At 75.2% G+C, this 13770-nt stretch carries 11 protein-coding genes; 3 read left to right on the forward strand and 8 right to left on the reverse strand.

Annotation, left to right across the window (positions count from 1 at the left end; all coding sequences use genetic code 11):
• Positions 1-33: 33 nt before the first annotated feature.
• A complete protein-coding gene (locus AFB00_RS03075) occupies positions 34-918 on the reverse strand; it encodes an AAA family ATPase (RefSeq protein ID WP_068795946.1) in 885 nt (294 codons plus the stop codon).
• 73 nt (positions 919-991) lie between these two features.
• On the opposite strand from AFB00_RS03075, the gene AFB00_RS03080 reads away from it, so the two are divergent.
• The 3 genes from AFB00_RS03080 to AFB00_RS03090 are packed head-to-tail and all read left to right on the forward strand — an operon-like array spanning position 992 to position 4662.
• A complete protein-coding gene (locus AFB00_RS03080) occupies positions 992-3130 on the forward strand; it encodes a RecQ family ATP-dependent DNA helicase (RefSeq protein ID WP_068795947.1) in 2139 nt (712 codons plus the stop codon).
• Positions 3131-3187: 57 nt separating this feature from the next.
• Entirely contained in the window at positions 3188-4192 is a 1005-nt protein-coding gene (locus tag AFB00_RS03085; RefSeq protein ID WP_156819347.1) for an ABC transporter substrate-binding protein, read from the forward strand.
• A 38-nt stretch (positions 4193-4230) separates the two neighbouring features.
• The gene (locus tag AFB00_RS03090; RefSeq protein WP_068795949.1) at positions 4231-4662 is read left to right on the forward strand and encodes a nitroreductase/quinone reductase family protein; all 432 of its coding nucleotides are present in this window, start codon (positions 4231-4233) and stop codon (positions 4660-4662) included.
• Positions 4663-4673: 11 nt separating this feature from the next.
• Here AFB00_RS03090 and AFB00_RS03095 read toward each other — a convergent pair whose 3' ends face one another.
• The 7 genes from AFB00_RS03095 to AFB00_RS03125 all read right to left on the reverse strand — a co-directional run bounded on the left by AFB00_RS03095 (position 4674) and on the right by AFB00_RS03125 (position 13752).
• Positions 4674-5873 carry a methyltransferase domain-containing protein gene (locus tag AFB00_RS03095; protein WP_068795950.1) on the reverse strand — a complete coding sequence of 400 codons (1200 nt, stop codon included), beginning with the start codon at positions 5871-5873 and terminating at the stop codon, positions 4674-4676.
• A 57-nt stretch (positions 5874-5930) separates the two neighbouring features.
• Positions 5931-7046 carry a glutamate 5-kinase gene (gene proB / locus AFB00_RS03100; protein WP_068795951.1) on the reverse strand — a complete coding sequence of 372 codons (1116 nt, stop codon included), beginning with the start codon at positions 7044-7046 and terminating at the stop codon, positions 5931-5933.
• A 10-nt stretch (positions 7047-7056) separates the two neighbouring features.
• Positions 7057-8556: a GTPase ObgE gene (obgE, locus tag AFB00_RS03105; protein WP_068795952.1), complete on the reverse strand. Its 1500-nt coding sequence runs from the start codon at positions 8554-8556 to the stop codon at positions 7057-7059.
• Positions 8557-8652: 96 nt separating this feature from the next.
• A complete protein-coding gene (gene rpmA / locus AFB00_RS03110) occupies positions 8653-8910 on the reverse strand; it encodes a 50S ribosomal protein L27 (RefSeq protein ID WP_068795953.1) in 258 nt (85 codons plus the stop codon).
• A gap of 11 nt (positions 8911-8921) precedes the next feature.
• Positions 8922-9227, reverse strand: coding sequence for a 50S ribosomal protein L21 (gene rplU, locus AFB00_RS03115; RefSeq protein WP_068795954.1), 306 nt, complete (start codon positions 9225-9227; stop codon positions 8922-8924).
• A gap of 159 nt (positions 9228-9386) precedes the next feature.
• Entirely contained in the window at positions 9387-12770 is a 3384-nt protein-coding gene (locus tag AFB00_RS03120) for a translation initiation factor IF-2 N-terminal domain-containing protein (protein WP_068795955.1), read from the reverse strand.
• A 175-nt stretch (positions 12771-12945) separates the two neighbouring features.
• Positions 12946-13752, reverse strand: a complete 807-nt coding sequence (locus AFB00_RS03125; protein ID WP_197519733.1) for a TIGR03936 family radical SAM-associated protein — start codon at positions 13750-13752, stop codon at positions 12946-12948.
• Between the last annotated feature and the right edge of the window lie 18 nt (positions 13753-13770).

A 13770-nucleotide genomic window follows, 5' to 3' on the forward strand; every position in this document is an offset into this window, starting at 1 on the left:
CGTCCATCATGCGCGACGGCCCGGGCAACCGGCTCAGTTCAGCCGCAGCTCGGCGGTCGCCTTCTCGGCGTCGGACCGGTGTTTGAGCACGACGCCGAGGGTGGCCCGGACGGTGTCGTCGTCGAGCGTGTCCATGCCCAGCGCGAGCAGCGTGCGGCCCCAGTCGATGGTCTCGGCGACGCTCGGCACCTTCCGCAGCTCCATCGCGCGCAGCACCCGCACCGTCCGGACCAGCGAGTCGGCCAGCTGCTCGGTCAGCTCCGGCACCCGGACGCCGAGGATGCGCCGTTCCAGCTCCGCGTCCGGGAAGTCGAGGTGCAGGAACAGGCAACGGCGCTTGAGCGCCTCGGACAGCTCGCGGGTGGAGTTCGACGTCAGCAGCGCGAACGGGCGGCGGGTCGCCGTGACCGTGCCCAGCTCGGGCACCGACACCTGGAAGTCCGACAGCACCTCCAGCAGCAGCCCCTCGACCTCGACGTCGGCCTTGTCGATCTCGTCGACGAGCAGCACCGTCGGGTCGGTCTGCCGGATCGCGGTGAGCAGCGGCCGCGGGAGCAGGAACTCCTCGGAGAAGACGTCGTCGCGGGTCGCGTCCCAGCCCTCGCTGTCCTTCGCCGCGGTGATCCACAGCAGCTGCTTGGCGTGGTTCCACTCGTAGAGCGCGCGGGCCTCGTCGATGCCCTCGTAGCACTGCAGCCGCACCAGCCCGGAGCCGGTGGCGGCCGCGACGGCCTTGGCCAGCTCGGTCTTCCCGACCCCGGCCGGGCCCTCCACCAGCAGCGGCTTGCCCAGCCGGTCGGCGAGGAAGACGGTCGTGGCGACGGCGGTGGACGTCAGGTATCCGGTCGCACCGAGCCGCTCGGAGACGTCGGCGACGGAGCCGAAGGCGGGCTGGTGGTCGGGGCTCCCGGGAGGCACGGCGCCATCCTGCCCTGCCGCGCGCCCCGGCGTCAGGTGCCCGGCACGGAGACTGTCGGGGGTCGGGGCCACCATGGGTACCGTGACGACCGCATCGGAGACCGACCTGCCGGGTAGTGCCGAGCTGCGCGAGCGCGCCGAGGCGGTGCTCGCCCAGCTCGCCGGCGACGGCGCCCGGCTGCGCGAGGACCAGTGGACCGCGATCGAGGCGCTGGTCGCGCAGCACCGTCGCGCGCTGGTCGTGCAGCGCACCGGCTGGGGCAAGTCGGCGGTCTACTTCGTGGCCACCGCGCTGCTGCGCGAGCAGGGCGCCGGGCCCACGGTGATCGTCTCCCCGCTGCTCGCGCTGATGCGCAACCAGATCGACGCCGCGATCCGCTCCGGGATCGTCGCGGTCACGGTCAACTCCGCGAACGCCGACGAGTGGGACGCGGTGTACGCCGACATCGAGAACGGCGACGTCGACGTGCTGCTCGTGTCCCCGGAGCGGCTCAACAACCCCGACTTCCGGGACCGGGTGCTGCCGCGGCTCGCCGCGAGCGCCGGGATGCTGGTGGTCGACGAGGCGCACTGCGTGTCGGACTGGGGGCACGACTTCCGGCCCGACTACCGGCGGCTGCGCACGCTGATCGCCGAGCTGCCGTCCGGTATCCCGGTGCTGGCGACGACCGCGACCGCGAACGACCGGGTCGTCACCGACGTCTCGGAGCAGCTCGGCATGGGCCGGGACCAGCAGGACACGCTGGTGCTGCGCGGCTCGCTGGACCGGGAGTCGCTGCGGCTGGCCGTGGTGCAGCTGCCGACCCCGGCCCGGCGCCTGGCCTGGCTGGCCGCGAAGCTCGACGAGCTGCCCGGGGCCGGGATCGTCTACACGCTCACCGTGCAGGCCGCCGACGAGGTGGCCGGGTTCCTCACCGAGCGCGGCTTCGCCGTGCGCTCCTACTCCGGCAAGACCGCACCCGAGGACCGGCTGACGGCCGAGTCCGACCTGCAGGAGAACCGGGTCAAGGCCCTGGTCGCCACGTCCGCGCTCGGCATGGGCTTCGACAAGCCCGACCTGGGCTTCGTGGTGCACCTCGGGGCGCCCGCGTCACCGGTGGCGTACTACCAGCAGATCGGCCGCGCGGGCCGCGCGCTGGAGCGGGCCGAGGTGGTGCTGCTGCCGGGCCGGGAGGACCGCGACATCTGGGCGTACTTCGCCTCGCTGGCGTTCCCGCCCGAGCCGCTGGTCCGCCAGACGCTCGGGGTGCTGTCCGGGCACCCGCGCTCGACGGCGTCGATCGAGACCCAGGTCGACCTGTCCCGGACCCGGCTGGAGATGCTGCTCAAGGTGCTCGACGCCGACGGCGCGGCGAAGCGGGTCAAGGGCGGCTGGGTCAGCACCGGGGCCGAGTGGATCTACGACACCGAGCGGCACGAGCGGGTGAACGAGGCCCGCCGGGCGGAGCAGCAGGCGATGCTCGACTACATCGCGACCTCCGAGTGCCGGCTGGTCTTCCTGCGCCGCCAGCTCGACGACCCGGACCCGACACCGTGCGGCCGGTGCGACACCTGCACCGGCACCGTGTGGTCCGCGCTGTCCGACGAGGCCGGCGCCGAGGGAGAGCGGGCCGCCCAGGAGCGGCTGTCCCGCCCGGGGATCGAGATCGCGCCGCGCAAGATGTGGCCGTCCGGGATGGCGGACCTCGGGGTCCCGCTCTCCGGCCGGATCGCCGCCGGTGAGCAGGCCGCGTCCGGGCGGGCGATCGGGCGGCTGTCCGACATCGGCTGGGGCACGCGGTTGCGTGAGCTCCTGACCGGCGGCGACGATCCGGTCCCCGCCGACGTGCTGGACGCGCTGGTCCGGGTGCTGGCCGGCTGGGAGTGGGCGCAGCGCCCGGTGGGCGTGGTCGGGATCGGCTCGCGTACCCGCCCGCACCAGCTCGACCACCTGGCCCGCCGGATCGCCGAGATCGGCCGGCTGCCGCTGCTCGGCACCCTCCCGCCGGCCGGCGACCGTCCCGGGGCCCGGGAGAACTCGGCCCAGCGGCTCGCCGCCGTGTGGTCGGGGCTGGACACCGCGGCGCTGCCCGACCTGTCCGGTGCGGGCGGGCCGGTGCTGCTCGTCGACGATCTCGTCGACAGCGGCTGGACGATGACGGTCGCGGCGCGGGCGCTGCGGGCCGCCGGGGCGCCGGAGGTGTTGCCGCTCACGCTGGCCGTCGCGGGCTGAGCTTCCCCCCGTCACCGGTTCGGATTAGGTTTGCCTCACCTGATTCGAGGAGTGGTGATGGGTGCAACGCCGGGCCGCCGGTTCTCCGTTCTCGCCGCGGCGGTCGTCGCGGCGTTGCTGTCGGCCGCCTGCGGTGGCGGTGCACCGGCTCCCGCTCCGGCCGGGGGCTCCGGGGAGACCGGGTACCCGGTGACCGTCACGCACGCCTACGGCGAGACGACGATCCCGGCCCGCCCGCAGCGCGTGGTCGCGCTCGGCCTCAACGACCTCGCGATCGCCCAGGCCGTCGGTGCCCCGGTCGTCGGCGGGCTGCGCAACGAGGGCGAGAGCGGGCCCGGCGTGCCGTACGCCCCGGCGCTGCCCGCCGACGTCCTCACGATCGACGCCGCCGAGCAGGTCTCCCCGGAGGCCGTCGCCGCGCTGCGGCCGGACCTGATCCTCGCCGTCGCCTCCCCGCTGGTCACCGACGAGGCCACCTACCGGCGGATGGCGGCGATCGCCCCGACCGTCTCCTACACCGCCTCGCTGTACGCCGCGTCCATGCAGGAGGACGCCCGCCAGATCGGCCGTGCGCTCGGCCGCTCCGCGGAGGTCGAGGGGCTCGTGTCCCGGGCCGAGGAGAGCATCGCGCAGGTGCGCCGGGACCTGCCCGGTCTGGCCGGGCGCAGCTACCTGTTCGGCCAGGCCCGGGGTGACGTGCTGCCGATGGTGGTCGGCGCGGACAACCAGTCGACGGTCTTCATGACCGCGCTCGGCCTGCAGGTCCCGCCGTCGTTCCGGGGCGACGCGGGCGACAGCGGGCTCGCGCCCGGGACCGTCGGGCTCTCCTACGAGGAGGCAGGCCGGCTCGCCGAGGCCGACCTGCTGCTGATGACGTTCGTCTCGACCGGGGACCGGACCCGGTTCGAGGGCTCGCCGGTCGTCCGGCCCGCGCTGGCCGGCGCCGAGTACGTCCCCACCTCGCTGGACCTCGCGATCGCCCTGCAGTCGCCGAACCTGGTGTCCACGCCGTGGCTGCTCGAGCAGCTGCGCCCGTCCCTGGAGCGGACCGCCGCCGGCTGACCGGCGATACGGCGAACCCGCCAGTAGGGTCGGGATCCATGAACCCGCCCGACTTCGCCCTCAAGGCGATGAACGCCGCGCACCGCCTGGTCATCAGGCTGACCGGCGGGAAGGTCGGATACTCGGCCGGCGGGATGCCGGTGGTGGAGCTGACGACGACCGGGCGGCGCTCCGGCGAGCCGCGGACGGTGCTGCTGACCGCCCCGGTGCACGGCGACGGGAGCTACGTCGTCGTCGCCTCCCGGGGTGGCGACGACCGGCACCCCGCCTGGTTCCTCAACCTGCGGGCGGACCCGGACGTGCGGGTCGCGGTCGGCGGCGGGCCCGCGGTCCCGATGCGGGCGCGGATCGCCGACCCCGACGAACGGGCCCGGCTCTGGCCGCAGATCACCGGGCGCTACCGCAACTACGCCGGGTACCAGCGCAGCACCGAGCGCGAGATCCCGCTGGTGCACCTCGAACCGGCCTGAGCCCGCGCGGCTCAGCCGGGACCGGTGCCCCAGGAGATCCGCAGGCGGGTCCCGGCCGTGTCCACGATCTCCCCCGGCGCCGGGCCGTCCCCGGGCGCCGGCACGACGGCCTCGATCCGCAGGTCCGCGGCGTGCGGACGGCCCGCCCGGACCCAGCCGTCGGCGAGCGCCAGCAACCGCTCGGCGGCGGCGTCCCCGTCCGGTCCGAACGCCCGGACGGTCGCGGCCGGGTCGGCCAGCAGCAGCGCGCAGCCCTCCGCCGTCGCGATCCCCAGTGCCGCCCTGGCCCCGGCGACCGCGAACAGCGCCGGACCGAGCCGGGAGTCCTCCGGCCCCAGCAGCCGCAGCACGCCGGGGTCCGCCAGCGCGCACCACAGCCCCAGTCCGTCCCACAGGTCCGACACCGAGCCGGGTGCCGGCGCCGCGCGGTCCCCGCCCGGCTCGCGCAGCACCCGCTCCAGCGTCGGCAGGTCCGCCGTCCCGGGCACGTCCCGGCCGGCCGGCTGCACCGTCCACCCGCCGCCGGGCAGCGCCGCGTCCGCGCCGGGATCGGCCCCGGCGCCGCGCAGCCGCACGAACGCGCAGCTGCGCACCGACGCCGACACCAGCCGGTCGGGGCCGGTGCGGTCGAACGCCACCGACAGCTGGCTGCCGCGCACCGTGAGCGGGAGCAGCAGCCGCCCGTCCGGGGTCAGCTGGGTGACCCACTCGGGCCGGACCCCGGTGGAGCCGACGGTCAGCTCGATCCGGTCGTACGGCGCCGCCGCCGGGTACCCGCCGGCCCCGTCCCCGACGACGGCCGTGACCCCCTGCACCCCGGCCGCGGCGAGGTTGTCCCGGGTGCCGTCGACGAGGTCGGCGTCGATGTCCACGGTGGTCACGGAGCCGGCCGGTCCCACGACGTGGGCGAGCAGCCCGGCGTTCCACCCGGCGCCCGCGCCGATCTCCAGCACCCGGTGCCCGGGTGCCGGGGCCAGCTGCTCCAGCATGATCGCCACCATCGAGGGCTGGGACACCGAGCTGACGGTCACCCCGCCGTCGGTCTTGATCGGGACGGCCTCGTCCGCGTACGCGGCGCCCGGGTCGAGGCCGGGCAGGAACAGGTGCCGGGGCACCGCGTCGAGCGCGGCGCGGATCCGCGGGTCGTACACCCGGCCGTCACGGACCAGGTCGTCGATCAGCCGGGCCCGCTCGTCGTCGGCCGTCCGCATGCGCGCATCTTCGCCCCCGGACGGCGGCAGGACAACCACCGGGCCCGGTGACGAGGCTCAGACCAGCACGAGATCGTCGGCGTGCACCAGTTCCCGGCGCTGTTCCGGGGGCAGCTCCCGGGTCCGGCGGCCGATCATCGCGGGCAGCTCGCCGGCGTCGTAGGAGACCACGCCCCGGGCGATCGCCCGGCCGTGCGGCGCCAGCAGCTCGACGACGTCCCCGGCGACGAACTCGCCGGAGACCCCGTGCACACCGGCCGCGAGCAGCGAGCGCCGGCGCTTCCGGACGGCCTCGACCGCGCCGTCGTCGAGGTCCAGGGCCCCGCGGACGTCGGCGGCGTGCCGCAGCCAGAACCGGCGCGCGCTCATCCGGGTCCCCGGGGCGCGGAAGGCCGTGCCCACCCCGGGCCCGCCGGCGCCGCCGTCGAGCGCCCCGGCGGCCTGCTCGGCCGAGGCGAGCAGGACCGGGATCCCGGCCGCCGACGCCATGGCGGCCGCGGTGACCTTGGTCCCCATCCCCCCGGTACCGAGCCCCGAGCCCGGCCGGGTGACGCTGATCCCGGCCAGCTCCGCCGGGTCGTCCACCTCGGTGACCAGTGCCGAGCCGGGGTCGCGCGGGTCGCCGTCGTAGAGGCCGTCGACGTCGGAGAGCAGCACCAGCGCGTCCGCACCGACGATGTGCGCCACCAGCGCGGCGAGCCGGTCGTTGTCCCCGACCCGGATCTCGGCGGTCGCGACGGTGTCGTTCTCGTTCACGACGGGTACCGACCCGAGCTGCAGCAGCCGTTCCAGGGTGCGCTGGGCGTTGCGGTAGTTCGAGCGGCGGATCATGTCGTCCGCGGTCAGCAGGACCTGGCCGATCCCCTGCCCGTAGCGGGCGAACGACGCCGAGTAGGCGTGCGCCAGGAGCAGCTGGCCGACCGAGGCCGCGGCCTGCTGGGTCGCCAGGTCGCGGGGGCGCCTGCGCAGCTGCAGCGGGGCCAGCCCGGCCGCGATCGCCCCGGAGGAGACGAGCACGACCTGCCCGCCGGCCCCGCGCCGGGTCATCAGCGCGTCGACCAGCGCGTCGAGCCGGTCCGGGTCGAGCCCGCCGCTGAGGCTGGTCAGCGAGGACGACCCCACCTTGACGACGACCCGGCGGGCCGCGCCGAGCGCGGCCCGGGTCGTGCTCATGCCCGGGTGCTCACGTGTCGAGCTCACGGTCCGAGGAGTACTGCGCTCCCGCCGCCAGCTCGGCATCGGACAGGTGCGCCCGGCGCGCGGCTCGGGCCGCCTTGCGGTCGGAGGCACCGACCCGCTCGTGGCTCTCCAGCCGGACGTCGGTGCCGCGGCCGGTCAGCAGGGCCGCCATCCCGGCCGGGGTGGACGGCTCCCAGTCGAAGGTCATGTCGCCGATCGTCACCGGGCACCCGGGCACGGCACCGGCCTTGGCCAGCGCCTCCTCGACCCCGAGCCGGGCGAGCCGGTCCGCGAGGTAGCCGACCGCCTCGTCGTTGTCGAAGTTGGTCTGCCGGATCCAGCGTTCCGGGCGCTCCCCGCGCACGATGAACCCGTCCTCGACCGCCGTGTCCGGCTCGACGGTGAACCCGGCGTCGTCGACCGCCTTCGGCCGGAGCACGATCCGGGTCGGCTCGACCTCCGGACGCGCGGCGCGGGCCGCCGCGACCCGCTCGGCCATCGCGAACGTCAGCTCGCGCAGCCCGGCCCGGGACGCGGTGGAGATCGCGTACACCGGCCAGCCGAACCGTTCGGTGAGATCGGCACGGACAAGGTCGACGAGATCCGCCGCGTCCGGGACGTCGATCTTGTTGAGGGCGATCAGCCGCGGGCGCTGGTCGAGCCGCTCACCCAGCGCGCTGGTGCCGAGCTGGTCGGCGTAGTGCGCCAGCTCGGTCTCCAGCGCCTCGATGTCGGACACCGGGTCACGGGTCGTCTCGAACGTCGCGCAGTCCACGACGTGCACGAGCACCGAGCACCGCTCGATGTGCCGGAGGAACTCCAGGCCCAGCCCGCGGCCACCGGCCGCGCCGGGGATGAGGCCGGGCACGTCGGCGACGGTGTACGTCTCGTCCCCGGCACTGACCACCCCGAGCTGCGGGACGAGCGTGGTGAACGGGTAGTCGGCGATCTTCGGGCGGGCCGCCGACACCGCCGCGACCAGCGAGGACTTACCCGCGCTGGGGAAACCGACCAGGCCGACGTCGGCGAGGCTGCGCAGCTCCAGGGTGTACTGCACGTCGTCACCCGGCTCGCCCAGCAGCGCGAACCCGGGCGCCTTGCGCGCGGCCGACGCCAGCGCGGCGTTGCCGAGCCCGCCCCGGCCGCCCTCGGCGGCGACGAACCGGGTGCCCGCGCCGACCAGGTCGGCCAGCACCTCACCGTCCTGGTCCAGCACGACGGTGCCGTCCGGGACCCGCAGCTCGGTGTCCGGGGCGTTGGCGCCCTGCTTGAACGAGCCCTGGCCCTGGGTCCCGCTCTGCGCGGCGGCGTGCGGACGGTGGTGGTAGTCCAGCAGCGTGTGCACCCCCGGGTCGACGACGAGGACGACCGAACCGCCGCGGCCGCCGTTACCGCCGTCCGGCCCGCCGAGCGGCTTGAACTTCTCGCGGTGCACGGAGGCGCAGCCGTTGCCGCCGGCCCCCGCGGTCGCGTGCAGCACGACGCGGTCGACGAACCGGGACATGGTGGTGCTCCTCTGCTGAACGGGTCTCTACACGACGAACGGCGGGCCACCCATGGGGTGGACCCGCCGTCGGCGTCGCTGTGGCTGGCGGGTCGCTCAGACCTCGGCCGGCACGATGTTGACGGTCTTGCGACCGCGCTTGGAACCGAACTCGACGGTGCCGGCGGCGAGGGCGAACAGCGTGTCGTCCTTGCCGCGGCCGACGTTGACGCCCGGGTGCGTGCTGGTGCCACGCTGGCGGATGAGGATCTCACCGGCCTTGACGGTCTGGCCACCGAAGCGCTTCACACCCAGGAACTGGGCGTTGGAGTCGCGGCCGTTGCGGGAGCTGGATGCACCCTTCTTGTGTGCCATGACGGGACTCCTTACTTGCCGATGGCGGTGACCTGGACCTTCGTCAGCGGCTGACGGTGCCCCTGACGCTTGTGGTACCCGGTCTTGTTCTTGAACTTGTGGATCCGGATCTTCGGACCCTTGGTGTGCTCGACGACGGTGGCGGTCACCGCGGAGGTGAGTCCGCTGACGTCGGTGCTCACCTGGTCGCCGTCGACGAGCAGCACGGCGGGAAGGACGATCTCGGCGCCGGGCTCACCGTCGAGCTTCTCGACGGTGACCACGTCGTCGACGGCCACCTTGTACTGCTTGCCGCCGGTCTTGACGATCGCGTACATCGTTGACGCACGACTCCTGAAAATCGGGGGGCGCTTGCATCGCGCTCGGGTCATCACAGCTCGCGCCGGTCCCGGCGCTCACGCCACCGCCTCCGCATCGGGCACAGGGGCGTGGCTTCTGTTGGTCAAGGGTACGCGACCCCGCCTACGGGGCCGCACTCACCCCCCGTCCTGCGGGGGGCCCGCGGGACGGGACGCCGCCCGGCGGCGGCGCCGCGGCCGGGCGGCGGCCGCCGCCTCCGGCTGCTCCGGGACCGGGGACCCGGTCACCGGCTCGACGGCGGCGGAGGACGCGGCGGCGCCGGGCGCCGTCGCGGCGGCCACCACCGGTGCGGACTGCTCGGCGGGTGCCGTGGTGATGACGACCGGCTCGGCGGTCGTCGTCGGCGAACCGGCGGACCGGCTCACCCGGCGGCGGCGCGGGGCCGGGCGCTCGGCGTCCGTGGTCTCCGCGGGCGCCGGAGCGGCGATCGCGGGGACCGTGTCCACCGGCGGCGTGGCGCCGTCGGTGGCGGTGGCGGTGGCGCCCCCGTCCGGGGCGGGCGTCTCCTCGGCGTCCCGCTTGCGCCGCCTGCGTGACCTGCCGGTACCCGCCCCGGAGGGCTCGGGCACCGGGTCGGCCACCGGCGCCGGGGCCGCGACGACCGGGTCCGCGGACCCGGTCAGCTCCTGCACCGGCTCGGGGACCGCGGCGGAGCCGGGGTCGGTCACCGGTGCCGGGGCCGCGTCGGCCGCGGTCGTGGCACCGGCACCCGGCGCGTCGGACGTGCCGGCCGACGGTGCGGGCGGGGCCACCCCGTTGCCCGCCGGGTCGGCGCCCGCGGTGCCGCCGTCGTCGCCCCGCGCGGTCCGGCCGGCCGCCACGGCGGCGACACCGGCCATCGCGGAACCGACGTCCACCGGGCGGTCGGCCGGGTCGGCACCGGAGTCGCCGTTGCCGCCGTTGCCGTTGCCGTTGCGGTCGGAGTGCACGGCGTCGTCGGCGCCGGAGTCGCCGTTCCCGCCGCGGCGGCGACGCCTGCGGCCGCCACCGTCCCCGTTGCCGTCGTTGCCGTTGTTGCTGCGGCCGTTGCCGTTGCCGTTGTCGCCACGGCCGTGCCCGCCACCGTGGTGGTGCTGGGGCTCGGCCTGGTCGGTCGAGACGATCACCCCACGGCCGCGGCAGTGCTCGCACGGGGTGGAGAAGTGCTCCAGCAGCCCGCCGCCGACCCGCTTGCGGGTCATCTGGACCAGGCCCAGCGAGGTCACCTCGGCCACCTGGTGCCGGGTCCGGTCCCGGGCGAGGCACTCGGTGAGGCGGCGCAGCACGAGGTCGCGGTTCGCCTCCAGCACCATGTCGATGAAGTCGACGACGATGATCCCGCCGATGTCGCGCAGCCGCAGCTGGCGGACGACCTCCTCGGCCGCCTCCAGGTTGTTGCGGGTGACCGTCTCCTCGAGGTTCCCGCCGGACCCGGTGAACTTCCCGGTGTTGACGTCGACGACCGTCATCGCCTCGGTGCGGTCGATGACCAGGGTGCCGCCCGACGGCAGCCAGACCTTGCGGTCCAGCGCCTTGAGCAGCTGCTCGTCGATCCGGTACTCGGTGAACACGTCGGACGGGCCGGTGTGCCGGTGCATCCGGTCCGACAGCTCGGGTGCGACGTGGTCCACGTAGCCGGAGACGGTCTCCCACGCCCCGTTGCCCGAGACGATGAGCTTCGAGAAGTCCTCGTTGAACTGGTCGCGGACGACCTTGACCAGCATGTCCGGCTCCTCGTAGAGGAGCGTCGGCGCCTTCGGCGCACCCTTGCCGGTCTTCTCGGACTTCTCCTTGACGACCTCCCACTGCGCCTGCAGCCGGCGGACGTCGCGCTCCAGCGACTCGTGCGAGACGCCCTCGGACGCCGTCCGGATGATCACGCCGGCCTCGGCGGGCACGATCTCCTTCAGCATCTCCTTGAGCCGCTTGCGCTCGGTGTCGGGCAGCTTGCGGGAGATGCCGGCGGCACCGCCGGAGGGCACGTAGACCAGGAACCGGCCGGCCAGCGAGATCTGCGTGGTCAGCCGGGCACCCTTGTGCCCGACCGGGTCCTTCGTGACCTGCACCAGCACCTGGTCGCCGGAGGACAGCGCCTGCTCGATCTTGCGGGCCTTGCCGTTGAGGCCGGCGGCGTCCCAGTTCACCTCACCGGCGTAGAGCACGGCGTTGCGGCCGCGCCCGATGTCGACGAACGCCGCCTCCATCGACGGCAGGACATTCTGCACCCGGCCCAGGTAGATGTTGCCGACCATGCTGGCGCTGCCGGAGCCACCACCGGTGATGAAGTGCTCGACGAGGACCGAGTCCTCCAGCACCCCGATCTCGGTGCGGTCCGCGAGCTGGCGGATCACCATCTGCCGGTCGACGGACTCCCGGCGGGCCAGGAACTCCGACTCGGACAGGATCGGCGGACGGCGGCGACCGGCGTCCCGCCCGTCGCGGCGGCGCTGGCGCTTGGCCTCCAGCCGGGTGGACCCCCGGACGCCCTGCACCTGGTCGTCGGACGACGAGCCGGAGTCCGAGCGGGCCTCGCGGACCTTGGTGACGGTGTTCGGCGGGTCGTCCTCGGAGCGGCCCTCCACGTCGGAGCCGCCCTTGCGCCGGCGGCGGCGGCGACGCCGGGAGCCGGGCGACTGCTCGTCGTCGCCGTCGGTCCCGTCGGAGTCGTCCGCGTCGCCGGAGTCGGCACCGGAGTCGCTCCCGGTGTCGGTCCGGTCGCCGTCGCGCTCGGTGGCGTCGCCGTCCGGGGTGTCCCCGGCGTCCTGCTCGTTCTCGCCCGGCTCGTCGCCGCCCTTGCCCCGGCCACGGCCACGACGGCCACGACGGCGGCGGCGGCGGGCGTTGCCGTCCTCGTCGTCGTCGGCGTCCCCGGCGTCGGCCCGGTCGGCCGTGTCCTCGGAGTCGTCGGAGTCGGCCCGGTCGTCGGCGCGGTCGGCGCCGGTGGCCGGGGTGCCGGTGGCCTCGTCCTCGGGCTGTGCGGCATCGGCGTCGCGCTTGCGGCGGCTCTTGCGGCCCTTCTTCGCACCGGTCTCCGGCTCGTCGGGGCCACCGGCCGCGGCGGGTGCGGGCGCGGGCGGAGCGGTCGGCGCCTGGAACATCGGGACGGCGAACGCCGGAGCGACCGCAGCCGGCTCGGCCGGCGCCGGGCGCGGGTCCTCCGCGGGAAGGCCGAAGGGGTTCGCCGCGGCCGACGCGGCGGAGCGGGCCCGCCCCTTCCGCCGCCCCGTCGCGGGAGGCTCCACCGGCTCGGCGGGGATCGCCTCCGCGGGCTCCGCGGCGCCGTCGGCCGGGGCCGGGGCCAGCGCGGCGACCGCCTGCTCGGCGATCTCCCGGGTGATGCTGGACTGGACGCTGCGGACCTCGTGACCGAGGGTCGTCAGCGCGCCGAGCACATCCCGGCTCGCCCGGCCGAGCAGCTTCGCGAGTGCGTGTACCCGCATCTTCGCCGGCAGCTCGAGGTTCTGGGCAGGCTCGCCGGAGGGCCCGCCGGTGTCACCGGCGGGCGCGTCGTTCACGGACATTCAGCTCCTTCGCCCCCGGGCGCCTCGGAAAACGGAGGCGGCCGCGCAGGGACCTTGCGCGTTCTCGTTCCGCGGCCTGCGCGGGGTGCGCAGGTGCGGCACATCTGGTGTCGCTTTCCCGGATCCCCGGGGTGGTGCCTCGACGCCGTGCCGACGCCCGTTCGCGCCGGCCGTGTCAGGACCCGGCCGGCCGACCACGGGTCGCCGGTGCCGTACCGAGCGGGTCCAGCAGGTCACCCCGGTCATCGAGCAGGCCCTGCGCCAACCGGGTGGCCGTCACCGGTACCGGCGGCGTCAGGTCTGCGACAACACCGAGCGCACCCAGCACGTCGTCGGGTCGAACGGTCGGTGTCATCTGCCGAACGACCGCCGTCAGTATCGCACAGTCGGTAGCCGGATCCGGGGTAGCCGCCTCCGGAACCGCCCCGTCGTCACCCGGCCGGGGCTCCACCGACAGGCTCACCAGCGCGGCTCGGACGTCGATCTCCTTACGGCCCGACGGGGTGACCCGGGTCACCACCACCGACTCGCGCTCCATCAGGGCGGCGACCGCACCCCGGACCGCGCCGACGTCGAGCCCGCGGATCTCCAGGCGCCAGCGGCCGGCGTCGATCCGGTCGGCGAGCGCCGGCGGCTCGGCGACGACCGCGTCGAGCACGTCGATGCCGTCCGGCAGCACCCGGTCCATCGCCTCCCGCAGCAGGGCGGGATCGACCTCCCGGGTCAGCCCCAGCTCGACGTACTCGGCCTCGCTGGCCGCCCCGGTCGGGGCCGCGCCGACCCAGGACAGCCGCGGGTGCGGGCTGAACCCGTGCGAGTGCGACACCGGGACGCCGGCCCGGCGCACGGCCCGCTCGAAGCTGCGGGCGACGTCGCGGTGCGACAGGAAGCGCAACCGGCCGCGCTTGGCGAAACGCAGCCGTACCCGCTGCACCGTCGGGGGTGCCGGATTCGCCGCTTGCCCCGCCTTCACACGCGCCATGGGGCGGAGTGTAGAGCG

This window comes from Pseudonocardia sp. HH130630-07, assembly GCF_001698125.1.
GTDB lineage: Bacteria > Actinomycetota > Actinomycetes > Mycobacteriales > Pseudonocardiaceae > Pseudonocardia.